Source organism: Terribacillus sp. JSM ZJ617, assembly GCF_044383785.1.
Classification (GTDB): domain Bacteria; phylum Bacillota; class Bacilli; order Bacillales; family Amphibacillaceae; genus Terribacillus.
This window is the reverse complement of the sequence record NZ_JBISEQ010000001.1, coordinates 1020049-1034368: the sequence shown is the minus strand read 5'-3', so window position 1 is coordinate 1034368 and position 14320 is coordinate 1020049. Positions and strand designations below refer to the sequence as shown.

The window sequence follows — 14320 nt, the reverse complement described above, 5'->3', positions numbered from 1 at the left end:
TTTTTGTCTGGCACTTATAATGAGAAAAGATTTAAATTTTCAAACAATACAGATACACACAGGGGGTAGAGAAAATGGATATGGCTAATACGGTATTCATGTTTGTCGCAACTGTCTTAGTATGGTTGATGACACCAGCACTCGCACTCTTCTACGGCGGGTTGGTAAGAAGCAAGAACGTGCTGAGCACAGCAATGCACAGTTTCACAACTATGGCAATCGTATCGATTATCTGGATTATCATCGGCTTTTCCCTGGCATTCTCACCAGGTAACGGAATTATTGGAGGATTAGACTTCTTCGGATTGAATAATGTTGGTTTCGAACCAGCTGAAGGACACACCATTCCATTCAACTTATTCATGATGTTCCAAATGACATTCGCGATTCTGACAACTGCAATTGTGTCTGGAGCTTATGCAGAACGTATTCGTTTCCCAGCATTCATTCTTTTTACAGTTCTATGGGTACTCTTCGTGTACTCCCCGCTTGCACACTGGGTATGGGGCGGCGGCTGGATCGCTGAAATGGGCGCACTCGATTTCGCAGGCGGAAACGTTGTCCACATTTCCTCCGGTCTTGCAGGCTTGGTTGTTGCCATCGTCATCGGCAAACGGAAAAATGCTGGTTCAACTGCACCGCATAACCTGATTTTCACCTTGATCGGCGGCGCTTTGCTCTGGTTTGGCTGGTTTGGCTTCAACGTCGGCAGTGAGCTTGCTTTCGATGATGTAGCCATGTATGCTTTCATCAATACAAATACTGCTGCTGCCGCTGGTGTACTAGGCTGGATGATCATTGAATGGGTCGTCAACAAAAAGCCGACACTGCTGGGAGCTGTATCCGGTGCAATTGCTGGTCTTGTAGCTATTACTCCGGCTGCTGGTTTCGTTTCCCCGATTGCCAGTATTCCGATAGGCTTCATCGGCGGCCTTGTCTGCTTCTGGGGTGTCGGCTGGCTGAAACAGAAGCTTGGTTATGATGACGCACTGGATGCTTTCGGCCTGCATGCAGTAGGCGGTACGTGGGGCGGCATCGCAACTGGTTTGTTCGCTAGCGACTCCATTAACGCAATAGTGGAGCACAACGGTCTTTTCTATGGTGGCGGTATTGATCTATTATGGAGACAGGTGGTTGCCATCATCGCGACATTTGCCTTTGTCGGCGTGGTGACATTCATCCTGATCACAATCGTCAACCTTATCTTCAAAGCACGTGCTACTGACGAAGAAGAAGCAAAAGGCTTGGATCTCACGATGCATGGCGAGCGTGCTTACCAGGACTAATTAAAAGGAGGAACGGTATATGAGTGACATGTTCAAGGTTGAGATTATCACTAGGAATTCAGCGGATCTTGAAGCTTTCAAAATGAAAATGGCTGAAATCGGAGTATCTGGCATGACTTTCTCCCATGTGCAAGGCTGCGGTTTGGAAGAAGGCTATACGGAGTTATACCGGGGCGTCAAGAAAGTACAGAATGTATTTGATCGACTAAAAGTGGAAATCGTCGTCAGTGCAGTTCCAGTCGATGACGTTATCAAAGCCGCCAAAAGCGCACTCCATACTGGTAAAGCAGGTGACGGAAAGATATTCGTCTATCCAATCCAGCAAACAATTGATATCAATACAGGAAAACAAGGTCCGGCTGCCTTGTAATAATCGGCGCTCCCTTTTTGGGGGCGCTTTTCTCTATGTAAAAAAGCCAGCCTTCATCAGGCTGGCCATGAGAAGAACATGAGCTGACAATTACCATTAGGACATCTGTGAACATATTATAAGCAGAAATCTGTAATAGCAATCCTGCTTGAGGCAAGCAGGAGAGCTACTCTATAGCACTATTCTATTTGATAGATTTTAGCTGTATTCGGGTCATTACCATTGTTGCTGCGATCTTCATCTACAAGGCTTTTCAAATTCTTGATAGCATCTTCGAATTCATTTAAAGATAACTGTTTTGTTGCGTAAAGGGAACAAAGCATAGCATAAGCAATCGGCATTGTATTCACTTCTACAATAACATCAACATCTGAGTTACCGCTATGGGCAACTTGGGAATTGTTATCGTTTCTACTAGTTGAAAGATAATTGTTATCGTTTCTGCTGGTTGAAAACGGGTTTTGATATTTTCTTAGATTACTCATTGTTCTTCTCCTTTCTTAACGATTAATTAGCAAGGTCTTCTTTTATGTCTACGTCTTTTCTTGCCTTTGCCGCCATGATGACCATGGCCGTTATCATCGTCATCATCATCTTCAAAATCTACTTCAATGTCCTCTTCAACTTCTGCGTCTGCTTTTGTTTTAACCCAAACGTAGGAGTTACCGCTTTTAACAACTTTTGCTTCATTGTGGTTTTTGGATTTGTTTTTAGCTGCGCTTTCGGATTCTACGTCGAATTCTTCTTCATCATGTTCTCTGTCATGTTTGTGGTAGCTCATCTCTTGGTTGCTCCCTTCATATTTGTTCTTTTTTTCCCATCTATCACCCATTAGTGATTCCTCCTTTAAGTTTGTAATCAGCTTACAGTTATAAACTATGCAGCTTGAACCGTTTATGTATGGTCAAACTGTTCAGGGGCAAACATGGAATTTGGTGATATAGTAGAGGAAAAGGAAGGGGTGTCCCCGATGAATTTCGATTATCATACGCATGCAGATGGGATTATAGTGCGGCCGTTATGTAAGGAAGATTATACCAAATGGTTCAGTGGATTCAGCAGACGTAAGCTGTCTCAGCATACCCACGATCCGGGACTGCTCGACATGACAGATTGTACCGACTCTTGGTTTTCCGATTTAGTAGACAAGCATCAGCAGCTCGCCGCAGAAGACAAAGTGTATGTTTTTGCTGTATTCCGAGAAACAGATGGCGCACATCTTGGTATGATCGATTTCTCTACATTAGCGCGTGATGATTTTCAATGGGGAAGAATCGGCTATACAATCCATAATCAATACTGGGGTAAAGGCTATGGTAAAACAGCAGTTCGTTTGGCACTTGATGTTGCTGTCTGTCAGCTTCACTATCAACGGGTCGAGGCACATATCAATCTGGATAATCCGCAATCGATAGCTCTTGCCAAAAGCGTCGGCATGCATTTTGAATGTATCCGCAAAGGCTTTATTTTTGAAAATGGGCAATGGACAGACCATCTCGTTTTTATCCATTCTGCACAAAAATGACGGGCTTCTGCTGAAGCCCGCCGAACTCTTTATCTATTTTCTTCTTCATATTCCCTCGTCAGGTTCTCTGCTTCTTCAGGCATTCCATCGTGCCGCTCATACGTATCTGTACCTGTTTCTTCATATACTGCTTGCTGCTCATCTCCAGCAGCATTATCATAACGAATTTCCACATACCCGCCGTCAGCATATATATAAAGATCAGAAGTATCACGAGTCAGATTCACATCATCTCCTAGATCGGCTAGATGTTCGTTCTCTAATTCGATTACCTGTTCGATTTCGGGATCATACTGCGATCCACAGGCAGTTAGGAATATTAACAAAAGAGGAAGTGCTAAGAATAGTTTTTTCATGAGTAAAACCTCCATTACAACTTTTACTATTCCTTAGCCTATTTGTTCCTTGTTTAAACTATTTGTCTGGTGGATGTTTTCTGGAAGAGAACGTATTATACAAACCAGCACTTGCCAGGCCGGCAATACCGCCTGCCCAAAGCCTGGCTGTGAGTTCAAAGTCTGTAAATGGATATGCTGCAGCACCTAACAAAGCACCGACAATGAGACTTAGAAGTGCATGATAGGGTTTCATTCGGGGAAGGCTCCTCTTCAGCAGTTCCATCAATGCAGTCACAATCGGAGTGAGGATCGTCGCAAATACAAGCACTTGATACATTATTTCGTTTTGAATCGGTTCCATATGTCACACCTCCCTCTTGTACTGCATACTATGCGGACAAGAAGAAACGTGCATTTGATATTAACCTAATAAATAAAGACGTACAAGCTCCGCCTGTACGTCTAACATTTTACTACATCAAAGATTTCGGTGGCATCGTATCATGATAGAGGAACGGTGCTGGTTTCAGCTTCGGAGCTCCGGCAAACGGCTGCGGCTCTGCCACATAATTAAACTGACCTCTGCCGTCCATACTAGGTCCGCTTGCCCAACGCCCTTTGGAGCTTGCATCCCCTCTGGAGAAGTTAAATAAGGTATACGCCACTTCTTCTTTTTCCAAACGCCTAGGGAAAGTAGTAGGAACAACAATGTCCCCTTCTCTTTCTTCCAATTCCTTAATAGCAGCAACCCATTGATTTTGATGCATGGTATCGCGGGCAATAAGGAAGGACAGCATATCGCGAACTCCTGGATCATCCGTCATTCCGTACAGACGTGTTACTTGAAGCCGCCCTTGAGATTCAGCATTAAGATTTGCCCGGAAATCTGCTAGTAAATTTCCGCTCGCAATAATATATTTAGCGTTCCATGGGTAACCAGCCGCATCCGCTGGCAATGCCCCTAGACCTGACACAATTGCATGCTGCGGATTTGTACCACCCATGACAGCAGCTATAACAGGATCTTGGTCATACGCATTTTTTTGGTCCTCAAAAGGTGCATCGTCAAGGAGCCTGGCAATCATAGTGGCAAGCATTTCAACATGTGCTATCTCTTCCGTTCCAGTGTCAAATAGCAAATCTCGATATTTGTCATCCGCCCTCGTGTTCCAGCCCTGAGTGAGATACTGCATCATAACACTAATTTCACCGAATTGTCCGCCTAATACTTCCTGCAGCTGCCTGGCAAAAACCGGATCCGGCTTTGATGGTTTCGCGTGATATTGCAATTCTTTGATGTGATAAAACATGCGCTGCCCACCTCTTTCGTTTTTATCCAACACAGGATTATATGAGTGTTTGGACGAAAGTATGTATAAACCCGCTGTATACTCTACCATTAATTTTCCGATATGGATTCCTGCTGGTTATTGCCTTTCCAAAAGAATGTAATAGCCAAACCGATAATCAAAATCACTGCTGAAAATAGATAAGGATAGTGGATGTTTATATCAAATAATATTCCGCCTAGTGCAGGCCCGACGATATTACCCAGACTTGTATATGTTGAATTCATTCCAGCAACAAAACCTTGCTCCTTGCCAGCTGTTCGGGATAAAAACGTTGTCAGAGCTGGTCGCAGCAAATCGAAGGCAAGAAAGATAAAGCAAGTTACAGCGAGTACTAATAAGAAACTGGATATTACCGTAGATACAACAGCTAAAACACCACCGATTATCAAGCATAGCTGTATCAGCTTCTTCTCACCCATGACATCTACCATCTTCCCAAACAGCAGGACCTGCACGATCACGCCGAAGATAGAACTCACCGTAATAATTAATGCGATGTCTTTTGGATCGAAGCCGAACTTATGGTCTGAAAACAAACTGAATACAGTTTCATAAGCTGACAAACCAAATGCGAGCACAAATACAATGAAAAACGCAATAAAGTAAACCGGGTTCAATGATCTTCTCAAGTCACCCAGGAAACTAGTTCCCTTTTTACTGTCAGCAATCTCAGCAAGCTGCTCCTTCGTCAGAGGCTCTTTCAATATGAAAATAGATAAAAAGCATGCTAGGAATGCTATAATCGCAGCAACGTAGAAAGGCGTTCGAATGCCATATTCGGCAATATATCCGCCAAGTCCAGGCCCAATTATGAATCCTGTACTAATTGCAGCCGATATGTATCCCATCGCTTTCGGCCGTTCTTTATTCGTCGTGATGTCAGCTACATATGCTGTGACACCAGGCATAATAAAGGAAGCACTGATGCCGCCTAATATCCTTGATAGATAGAGTAAAGAGACATGTGTCGCCAAGCCAAAAATCAACTCAGAAACAGCGAAAAGAAACAAACCTGCTGTAATGAGTTTCTTTCTGCCGTATCGGTCCACCCAGCGGCCTGCAAATGGCGACATGATCAATTGCGCCCCTGCGAATGCAGCAACAAGATAACCCATCGTCTTGCCTGATAAGTGCATAATCTCCATGAATGACGGCATCACAGGAATGATAAGTCCCATCCCTAAAAAAGCGATGAATAAATTGCTTAATAATATAATTAATACGGATTTTTGTTCTTTTATTGGCTTCTTCAAATAATCATTCTCCTTTTGCTGCAATACTGTACAAGAACCAAAAAGTTAAGTTAAGTTAATTAATCTATCCTCATTATAATTGTTTCCTTTACTTTGTAAAGCAGCTCCTTGCAGATTCCGGACAGGAAAAAAGCAAGGCTGGCAAAATGCCTGAACCTTGCTGCTTTAAATAACTTCGTTTTGCTTCAGTGCTTTTATTTCTTCATGGGAATAACCTAAGCTCTGTAATATCTCTTCATTATTCTCGCCCAAATCAGGTGCAACTGATCGAATGCTGCCTGGTGTCTTTTCAAATTTAGGAACAATCCCAGGTATTTTGATTTTCCCCAGTCTCGGATGCTTCACTTCGACAATGTTTTCGCGAGCTTGATAGTGTTCATTTTCAAAGATATCAGCGATGCTCAGAACCGGGCTGATTGGCACCCCGTGGTCATCCAGCTTCTTCAATAACACTTCACGTGGATGCTTACCAATCCATTCTGCGACAATTTGATTCATACTATCATTGTTTTCCAGCCGGCATGCATTGGTATGATAACGCGTGTCGGACAGCAAATCTGTACGATCCATGGCTGCTGCCAGTCGATTGAAGGTCGTATCAGTGCTCGTAACAAGCACGACCCAATGGTCATCCTTCGTTTTAAAGGTCCCTGAGGGAGAGGAATGTCCAGCTAACCCAGGCGAACGTTCCCGTATTTTACCGAGCTGATCATATTCAGCTATGAGAAATTCCATCATCCGAAAGACTGATTCATAAAGCGCAACGTCTATCATCTGTCCCGTGCCCGCTTCATTTGTATCTCGGTGATAGATAGCAGTCACAGCCGCAAAGGCGACATAAATCCCGCATATATAATCCGTCAGCGAAAATGGCGGACTTACCGGATGACGATCGGTGAACCCCTGTAGATACGTATAACCGCTGAACGCTGTCGCAGGAGTGCCAAAGCCGGCTTTTTCGCGGAATGGTCCTGTTTGGCCATAACCTGACACACGAATCATGATTAAATTTGGATTGATTTCTTTTAGCACATCATATCCTACACCCCATTTTTCCAATGTTCCAGGGCGAAAATTTTCCACTAAGATATCATGTTTCGCTGCAAGCTTTTTCATGATTTCCACGCCCGCTGTTTTATGCAGATCAAGCGTCAGCGATTTTTTATTACGTGACAGACCGGGCCACCGCAGCGGCTCATCTCCTTTAAAAGGTCCAACACTTCTTGATGTATCTCCTCGCCCTGGGATTTCGACCTTGGTAACTTCCGCACCAAAATCTCCCAGCAATGCCGTTCCGAACGGTGCTGCAATCATTGTGGAAACATCCAGTACTTTTATACCTTCCAAAGGTGTTGGCATATTTCTTCCCTCCTTTCTCAAGGAATGCTTACATGTGATTTAGCTTGATCAGGTGAATAAATATCATTTATATTCCATTTTCCATCAGTAGGCACCGGTTCGTTTTTCATTGCTACATCAATGACAACAGGTTCATTTGCTGCAATCGCTTCTTTTAATGCCCCTTTGAATTGTTCCGCATTTTCAATTTTGATGCCCTTTATGCCATATCCATTCGCAATTGCAGCGAAGTCAGGCGAGTAACTAGTACCACCTATCTGGAATCTCGTTCCGTAAGTAGTGTCATAATGCGCCATTTCCAATCCCGCAATTGTACCAAAGGCGCTATTATTCATGACAACCCAAACAACCGGGATGTTTTCTTCTTTTGCTGTGGCCAAGACAGAAGGATTTTGTCCGAATCCACCATCGCCTATCAATGAAACGACTACCTTTTCGGGAGCAGCTATCTTTGCTCCGAGAGCTGCTGAACTGCCGAACCCCATCGTTGCAAAGCCGCCAGGTGTCAAAATGGAACCTGGTGTGTATATAGGAAACTGCTGTCCTACACCGTTTTTATTCCAGCCAACGTCTGTTGTAAGATAGGCATCCCGCGGCAGAACATCACGAACCTCAGCCAATATACGCTCTGGTTTCATCGGGAAGGATGTGCTGTGCACATTTTTGGAAATGCGCTCGCGTAATGATTTGCGATAGGCTATGATTTCTTCTTTTAGTTGCTGATTACGGTCTATGCCGTCTGGATATAAACGACGTGCTACCCTATTCAGTGCAATGAACGCCTTTTTCAGATCAGCAACCGCCCCAATCTCAACCGGATAGTTACGACCGATCTCATTCGAATCAATATCGATGTGAATCAATTTGGTTTTTGGAAAGTGGAAGGTTACTTCATCATACCAGCTGCTTGAATCTGCTTCTGAAAAACGAGTGCCTGCCCCGAAAATATAATCGGCATTTTTTGTTTGCTCGTTAATGAAGCTTGTTCCCCAGAAGCCAGTCATGCCAAGCGTCAGTTCATGATCGTCAGGCAGAACCCCTTTTCCCATCAGCGAATGGGCTACCGGTATGTTCATATGCTCCACAAATTCCCGCAGCTCCTCCGCTGCATCGGCCAGCACCACACCGCCTCCGGCATACAGTACCGGGCGCTTCGCATCAGCTAATTTCCCTACAATGCGTGCTGCTGTTTCTTCATCTATTGATGGTTTTTCCACTACCCGGGTATGGTGCTGTAGCAGCTTGAAGCTGTCTTCGTCTATTTTCTTCGAGAATATATCCATCGGGACGGATATAAGAACAGGGCCGGGGCGTCCGCTTTCCGCCAGCTGGAATGCCTTTTGAAGGATTTCCGGAAACAGCTCCGCCTGATCAACACGCCATGCTCGCTTTACAAACGGACGATAGATTTCATATTGTGCGCCGTCAGCATGCATATTCACTTCCTGGTGCGGATGTTTTCCATAATAATAACTTGGCACATCGCCTGCGATTACGACCATCGGAGTAGAATCTAAAGCAGCATTGGCAACTCCAGTTGCTGCATTCGTTAAACCTGGCCCTAAGTGACTCAGCACTACTGCAGCCTTCTTTGTCACTCGTGCATATCCGTCTGCTGCGTGTGACGCAATTTGCTCATGGCGTACATTAATGAACTTAATAGTGCTTTTTTCTAATTCCGCCAACACGGCGATGTTGGTGTGACCGCATAGTCCGAAAATATGTTTCACACCACGAGATTCCAGGTATTTGACTAACTGCTCCGAAACTAACTTTTTCATGATAAGGTATCCTCCTAGCTCTTCGTGTTTGCTTACAGCAAATCCTGAAGTACGACCATCTTCATTTCTGTCATCTCTTCTGCAGCGAATCGAGGACCTTCCCTGCCGATACCGCTGTTTTTAATACCGCCATATGGCCAATGATCCAAGCGGAAATTTGATGATCCATTGACGATGACACCGCCGACCTCCAGTTCTTTAACCGCTTTACGGATCACTTCCAGTGAATTAGAAAAAATGCCACTTTGCAGACCAAAATCCGAATCATTCACTTCTTTGATTGCGTCGTCCAAATCGTTATAGGGCAGCACACTTACTACTGGTCCGAACACTTCCTGGCAGACAACTTTACTTTGCTTTTTCGGACGAAGCAGAATTGCCGGCACTATGGAAGCGCCATTCACCTTCCCGCCATGGATTAGCTCCGCCCCTTCCGCAACAGCGTCGTCGATCCATTCACTGATCCGCTCTGCTGTCTGTCTATTCACGACACACCCAACATCTGTGTTTTCATCTTCCGGATTCCCAACAATAAGCTCTGCTGTCCGCTGCTCCAGCTCTGCAACAAATGCGTTCAAGATTTGTTCATGCACATAAATACGCTGGACGGAAATACAGCTTTGCCCGGAATTACTGAAAGCTGTTTTTGCACAAATGGCAGCGGCCCGCTCAACATTGGCATCTTTATGGACAATGGTTCCCGCATTCCCCCCAAGTTCTAGCAGTACCTTTTTCATGCCAGCCGTTTTGCTGATTTGCCTGCCACCTGGAACCCCTCCTGTGAACGAAACGAGATTGACTCGATCATCCTGGACGAGCTGCTCTCCTATCTCTTTTCCGCCTAAGATCATGTGGATTGCCTGCACAGGCATACCTGCCTCCAGCAGCAATTCCACTAGTGCAGTCGCAATCAAAGGCGCTTGCGGAGCTGGCTTTAGAACAGTGACATTACCAGCGGCAAAACTTGGTCCAATTTTATGACAAATCAAATTGAGCGGCGCGTTAAACGGTGTTATAGCTGCCACTACTCCTACCGGGACACGAAACGTCAAAGCCATGGAGGATGCTCCTCGCTCTGAAGCTCCTCCAGGAATTGTCTCGCCGAAAAGCCGTTTTGCTTCCTCTGCTGACAGCTGTAATGTTTCTATCGAACGCGCCACTTCATCTCGCGTATTTTTCAGCGCCTTCCCTACTTCTTTGGCAATTAAATTCGCAAATTCTTCTTTCCGCTCTTCCAACAAAGCTGCAGCCCGGTACAGTACCTTAGCCCGAAAGGCCTGTGTAAGAGCCGCAATTTGCTTTTTATTGCTTTCAGCTGATGCCAATGCCAGCTCGACCTCTGTTTTATTTGCTGTTAATTGAAAGCCAACTTGTTCATTTTTATAAGGACCCAGCACCGGAATATGTTCACGGTCATCGTCAATCCATACACCATTTACAAAAGGTCTGGCCTTTCGCATTCCCTATCACTCCTTGTGCATATCTTCTGGTATATTACCTGTATATTTAACTAGCTTCTCTTCATTAGGACACGGGCCTTTGATCAATGTGCCTTGCATTAATTCTTCATAGGCATGCGCAACGATTCCCATCCCCCGAGAGAGGGAGAAGATCCCTTTGGCGGCTTCTGCCGGGATACCAAGTTCACACTGGATAGCTGCACTAATACCATCCACATTAATCGTAAACGTACGTTTCTTTGCAGCCGACATCGTCTTTCTGTAATCTTCCAGAATCGCAAGATAGTCTCCGGTGATTTCTCCACTGTCAATTACTTTCCGCGCCAACTCATACAATCTATCGACACGCGGATCCTGATCATGCAGCTGATGACCGAAACCAGGAAGCTTCTCGCCTTCAGAAAGGAACCGCTGCAAGGTATCTGCCACAGCATTTTTATTAGAAGCCAGTTCTGTCTTCGTTATATATAACAATTCCATTGCACCTTCTACAGCACCGCCATGTATGTCTCCCAGCATATTGATTCCTGTAGCAACAGCCGAATTAAAACTGACACCACAAGTGGCTGCCATTCTTGCTGCCGCTATCGAAGGCGCGCGCGGACCGTGATCTGCACCGGCTACAAGCACACTTTCGAATAATTTAGCTTGCTGGTCGGTTAGTTCCTTGCCGACCAGCAGGAAAAACAGCATTTGGCTGTAAGATACATTCCCAATGAGATCCTCAATTCGTTTACCGCGAAGAACGATTTGATTTTTCTTTATGTCGCTAATTTCTGTTTCCCACCAAGCTCCGCCGTTTTTGTAATGCTCCAATGCACTTCGTCCACTCATTCGCTCACCTCGCAAAATCTCGATCTTGTACACTAGTATATGTTTACGTCATCCAGATTCAGACTGATATATTCCTTCGCCGATTGTAAGCATCTTCTCGCATATTCCTCGAACCCCAATTCCTTTGTTCGCTGCAAGTGAGGAATTTCCAATGAATATGGGATTTTCGGAATCTCCTGTAGAATTTCTTTGATAGGAATACCGCCTTCTCCAATATAAAGGCGTTCCTCTCTCATTATCTGGATCATTTGTTCTCTTGATGTTGGAATTTCTTTGCTTGCATCACATAAATGAAACATACGAAACCACTCAGCAGGTATTTCTTTGATATCGTTAACATTTTCCTTTGAACGATGAAAATGATGACTATCGATCATCAGCCCTGCATTATCCTGAGCAGCAGCTGTGAGCATGCTGACAGCCTGCGATAATGTAGCCACGGATGCAACTGGCACAAATTCCAACTCTACCGTCAATTGATAGGGTTTTGCTAATTCACATAATTGGATAAAACGCTCGGTTGCAAATACCAGATCATCAGTCCAAACGCTGCAAAGCACATGCCGGGCTCCAAGCTCTGCTCCGACTTCAAAAGCTGGTTCATACTGTTTCGGATCCATACCATCCACTATTTTGGCTAGCTCTATATCCAACACTTGGATACCAGTTTCACGAAGTGCTGTTTTTGTTTGTCTCAGCATCTTTCGGTTGCTAGCCAAGTTATAATCCGGTTCATTTTTCAGTCCCATACAAATTGGTCTGATGCTTACAAAATCAAAGCCTGCCCTGGCTGCAATATAAGTTAGTGTTGGGGGTGGACATGCCAATGCTGTCAGATGCGCTAAAGAAAATTGATCCTTCAAAGTGATCAACCTTTCTGTATTCTTTCTTCTGAGCAAAATCCGCCATTTTGTTTCTATTTGTGACTATCTACCCAATAAGAGCAGCGCAATTTCAGGAATGAGAATGATAAGGATCAGTGCTAATAGCATGATTGCAATATAAGGGACGATAGCTTTTGAGATTTTCATGATCGACAAGCCGGAAATTTCGCTGGCAACAAATAAATTGACTCCGATGGGTGGTGTGATGAATCCGATCACCAGTGTTAGAATGATGATCATCCCATAATGTACCGGATCGAATCCCAGCTCCATTCCAATCGGGAGCAACAGCGGTGTGAAAATAATGATTGCTGCCGTTGTATCCATTACCATTCCGACGAAAAGCAGCAGGATTACAATCAGAGCAATCAAAATAATAGGATTGTCGGAAATCGACAGCATACCGCCGGCAATTTTAGCAGGCATTTGTTCGATGATCATGATTTTTCCAAATGCTGTAGCCGCCCCGATGATCAGCATGATAGTTGCTGTCATCAATGCTGCATTCCGACATATATCATACAAGTCTTTAAGCCGTAATTCTTTATACAGCAGCACACCAGCTATCAAACCGTACACAACTGCGACAACCGCCGCTTCTGTCGGTGTAAAGAAACCACCATATATCCCGCCTAAAATGATCACAGGTACTATTAACGCCCATTTGGCATCCCAGACAGTACGTATCAAGCGTTTGAAAGAAAAAGCTTCCCCGGTTCCGCTGAATCCTTTCTTTCTGGCATAAAAATATACATAAATCAGCATTAAAACAGCAATCAGAATACCTGGCAGCACACCAGCGATAAAAAGATCACCAACAGAAGTCCCGCTTGCTACACCGTATACAATCATTGGAATACTCGGAGGCACGATCACTCCCAAAGTTCCTGCAGCCGCAACTATACCAGCGGCGAACTGCTTGCTATAACCTAACTGAACCATTGCAGGAATCATGATTCCACCGATAGCCGCTACAGTAGCTGGTCCAGATCCTGATATAGCAGCAAAGAAAAAACACGTAATAATCGTCGTCATCGCGAATCCGCCTGCGATATTCCCAACGATCGATTCCGCTACCTTGATCAATCGTTTTGAAAGCCCTCCCTTTCCCATGATCTCCCCGGCTAAAATAAAGAATGGAATTGCCATGATCGGGAAGGAGTCTACAGAAGTGACTAATCCTTGAGCTAAAAATTCAAGTGGCATATCTTGCGCGTATAACAGTGTAGCGATGGATGACAATGCTAGAGCAATACCAATCGGGACGCTTAATAACAGCAAGAGGCCAAAACTGCCAAACATGATGATTGCAGACATTTCTCACTCTCCCAATATCATATTTCCAGTATTAGAATGCAGAAGGTTGTTCTTCATCGGAAAGCATTTCCCCGTTACGGAGTGTTTGAAATTGCTGTAGCAGCTGCTGGATTATACGCCAGGATGTCAGCAGCATACTGACAGGAGCCGCTAAATACACCAACCCCATATTAAGTTGTAATGCCGGGGAATTTTGCCCCCACATATAAATCTGGGTACTGATTTTACCGCCATAAATCAAAAGAATGACAGCAAATGATAAAAACAGCATATTTACAATCATCCGGAGTATGATTCGCTGCTTACCCTTCAACAATCTGTAAATTGCATCAATACTTATATGCCGCTGCTTTTTCACTCCATAGCTAATTCCGATAAAAACAAGCCATATAAAGCAGTAACGAGCTAATTCTTCCGACCAGCCAATAGATGATCCCAAGATAAAACGCATCATGATTTGGGCAGAAATGACAACGACCATAACAGACAGTAAAAATACCATTATGCATTCCTCAGCGTATCGATTAAACCATCGAATAGATTTCATACGTACCTCCCTCA

At 44.4% G+C, this 14320-nt stretch carries 16 protein-coding genes; 3 read left to right on the top strand and 13 right to left on the bottom strand.

The genetic code is table 11. The features are described from left to right. Positions 1 to 74: 74 nt before the first annotated feature. Together ACH6C1_RS05015 and ACH6C1_RS05010 are read left to right on the top strand one after the other, a co-directional pair. A complete protein-coding gene (locus tag ACH6C1_RS05015; RefSeq protein ID WP_374075142.1) occupies positions 75 to 1286 on the top strand; it encodes an ammonium transporter in 1212 nt (403 codons plus the stop codon). A gap of 19 nt (positions 1287 to 1305) precedes the next feature. Then, positions 1306 to 1656, top strand: coding sequence for a P-II family nitrogen regulator (locus tag ACH6C1_RS05010; protein ID WP_095224419.1), 351 nt, complete (start codon positions 1306 to 1308; stop codon positions 1654 to 1656). 179 nt (positions 1657 to 1835) lie between these two features. Here the strand turns inward: ACH6C1_RS05010 and ACH6C1_RS05005 are convergent, their stop codons facing one another. Together ACH6C1_RS05005 and ACH6C1_RS05000 are read right to left on the bottom strand one after the other, a co-directional pair. After that, complete coding sequence (locus ACH6C1_RS05005; protein ID WP_374075139.1) at positions 1836 to 2141, bottom strand: hypothetical protein; 306 nt, start codon at positions 2139 to 2141, stop codon at positions 1836 to 1838. Positions 2142 to 2167: 26 nt separating this feature from the next. Beyond that, complete coding sequence (locus ACH6C1_RS05000; RefSeq protein ID WP_374075137.1) at positions 2168 to 2488, bottom strand: hypothetical protein; 321 nt, start codon at positions 2486 to 2488, stop codon at positions 2168 to 2170. A 138-nt stretch (positions 2489 to 2626) separates the two neighbouring features. Here ACH6C1_RS05000 and ACH6C1_RS04995 point away from each other — a divergent pair, with 138 nt between their 5' ends. After that, positions 2627 to 3181, top strand: a complete 555-nt coding sequence (locus ACH6C1_RS04995) for a GNAT family N-acetyltransferase (RefSeq protein WP_374075135.1) — start codon at positions 2627 to 2629, stop codon at positions 3179 to 3181. A gap of 29 nt (positions 3182 to 3210) precedes the next feature. On the opposite strand, the gene ACH6C1_RS04990 is transcribed toward ACH6C1_RS04995, so the two are convergent. The 11 genes from ACH6C1_RS04990 to ACH6C1_RS04940 form a co-directional block, all read right to left on the bottom strand. Next, on the bottom strand, positions 3211 to 3537 hold the full coding sequence (locus ACH6C1_RS04990) for a hypothetical protein (protein WP_374075133.1): 327 nt from the start codon (positions 3535 to 3537) through the stop codon (positions 3211 to 3213). Positions 3538 to 3595: 58 nt separating this feature from the next. Next, positions 3596 to 3880, bottom strand: a complete 285-nt coding sequence (locus tag ACH6C1_RS04985) for a holin (RefSeq protein ID WP_374075131.1) — start codon at positions 3878 to 3880, stop codon at positions 3596 to 3598. A gap of 112 nt (positions 3881 to 3992) precedes the next feature. Next, positions 3993 to 4829, bottom strand: coding sequence for a manganese catalase (locus ACH6C1_RS04980; RefSeq protein ID WP_374075129.1), 837 nt, complete (start codon positions 4827 to 4829; stop codon positions 3993 to 3995). Between the two features lie 89 nt (positions 4830 to 4918). Further along, complete coding sequence (locus tag ACH6C1_RS04975; protein ID WP_374075127.1) at positions 4919 to 6124, bottom strand: MFS transporter; 1206 nt, start codon at positions 6122 to 6124, stop codon at positions 4919 to 4921. A 165-nt stretch (positions 6125 to 6289) separates the two neighbouring features. Continuing rightward, on the bottom strand, positions 6290 to 7483 hold the full coding sequence (locus tag ACH6C1_RS04970) for a CaiB/BaiF CoA transferase family protein (RefSeq protein WP_374075125.1): 1194 nt from the start codon (positions 7481 to 7483) through the stop codon (positions 6290 to 6292). Positions 7484 to 7500: 17 nt separating this feature from the next. Beyond that, positions 7501 to 9264 (bottom strand): thiamine pyrophosphate-binding protein, encoded by a 1764-nt coding sequence (locus ACH6C1_RS04965; protein ID WP_374075123.1) that lies wholly within the window; start codon positions 9262 to 9264, stop codon positions 7501 to 7503. A 32-nt stretch (positions 9265 to 9296) separates the two neighbouring features. Next, complete coding sequence (locus ACH6C1_RS04960) at positions 9297 to 10724, bottom strand: aldehyde dehydrogenase family protein (RefSeq protein ID WP_374075121.1); 1428 nt, start codon at positions 10722 to 10724, stop codon at positions 9297 to 9299. Between the two features lie 6 nt (positions 10725 to 10730). Then, positions 10731 to 11558 carry a citryl-CoA lyase gene (locus tag ACH6C1_RS04955; RefSeq protein ID WP_374075119.1) on the bottom strand — a complete coding sequence of 276 codons (828 nt, stop codon included), beginning with the start codon at positions 11556 to 11558 and terminating at the stop codon, positions 10731 to 10733. A 32-nt stretch (positions 11559 to 11590) separates the two neighbouring features. Next, positions 11591 to 12421 carry a sugar phosphate isomerase/epimerase family protein gene (locus ACH6C1_RS04950; protein WP_374075117.1) on the bottom strand — a complete coding sequence of 277 codons (831 nt, stop codon included), beginning with the start codon at positions 12419 to 12421 and terminating at the stop codon, positions 11591 to 11593. A gap of 63 nt (positions 12422 to 12484) precedes the next feature. Next, positions 12485 to 13759: a TRAP transporter large permease gene (locus ACH6C1_RS04945; protein WP_374075115.1), complete on the bottom strand. Its 1275-nt coding sequence runs from the start codon at positions 13757 to 13759 to the stop codon at positions 12485 to 12487. A gap of 31 nt (positions 13760 to 13790) precedes the next feature. After that, complete coding sequence (locus tag ACH6C1_RS04940) at positions 13791 to 14306, bottom strand: TRAP transporter small permease (RefSeq protein WP_374075112.1); 516 nt, start codon at positions 14304 to 14306, stop codon at positions 13791 to 13793. Positions 14307 to 14320: the final 14 nt, after the last annotated feature.

Excerpts from the sequence above, each read along its gene's own strand:
- ACH6C1_RS05015 (WP_374075142.1), top strand. The coding sequence starts at position 75 with ATGGATATGGCTAATACGGTATTCATGTTTGTCGCAACTGTCTTAGTA.
- ACH6C1_RS05010 (WP_095224419.1), top strand. The coding sequence starts at position 1,306 with ATGAGTGACATGTTCAAGGTTGAGATTATCACTAGGAATTCAGCGGAT.
- ACH6C1_RS05005 (WP_374075139.1), bottom strand. The coding sequence starts at position 2,141 with ATGAGTAATCTAAGAAAATATCAAAACCCGTTTTCAACCAGCAGAAAC.
- ACH6C1_RS05000 (WP_374075137.1), bottom strand. The coding sequence starts at position 2,488 with ATGGGTGATAGATGGGAAAAAAAGAACAAATATGAAGGGAGCAACCAA.
- ACH6C1_RS04995 (WP_374075135.1), top strand. The coding sequence starts at position 2,627 with ATGAATTTCGATTATCATACGCATGCAGATGGGATTATAGTGCGGCCG.
- ACH6C1_RS04990 (WP_374075133.1), bottom strand. The coding sequence starts at position 3,537 with ATGAAAAAACTATTCTTAGCACTTCCTCTTTTGTTAATATTCCTAACT.
- ACH6C1_RS04985 (WP_374075131.1), bottom strand. The coding sequence starts at position 3,880 with ATGGAACCGATTCAAAACGAAATAATGTATCAAGTGCTTGTATTTGCG.
- ACH6C1_RS04980 (WP_374075129.1), bottom strand. The coding sequence starts at position 4,829 with ATGTTTTATCACATCAAAGAATTGCAATATCACGCGAAACCATCAAAG.
- ACH6C1_RS04970 (WP_374075125.1), bottom strand. The coding sequence starts at position 7,483 with ATGCCAACACCTTTGGAAGGTATAAAAGTACTGGATGTTTCCACAATG.
- ACH6C1_RS04965 (WP_374075123.1), bottom strand. The coding sequence starts at position 9,264 with ATGAAAAAGTTAGTTTCGGAGCAGTTAGTCAAATACCTGGAATCTCGT.
- ACH6C1_RS04960 (WP_374075121.1), bottom strand. The coding sequence starts at position 10,724 with ATGCGAAAGGCCAGACCTTTTGTAAATGGTGTATGGATTGACGATGAC.
- ACH6C1_RS04955 (WP_374075119.1), bottom strand. The coding sequence starts at position 11,558 with ATGAGTGGACGAAGTGCATTGGAGCATTACAAAAACGGCGGAGCTTGG.
- ACH6C1_RS04945 (WP_374075115.1), bottom strand. The coding sequence starts at position 13,759 with ATGTCTGCAATCATCATGTTTGGCAGTTTTGGCCTCTTGCTGTTATTA.
- ACH6C1_RS04940 (WP_374075112.1), bottom strand. The coding sequence starts at position 14,306 with ATGAAATCTATTCGATGGTTTAATCGATACGCTGAGGAATGCATAATG.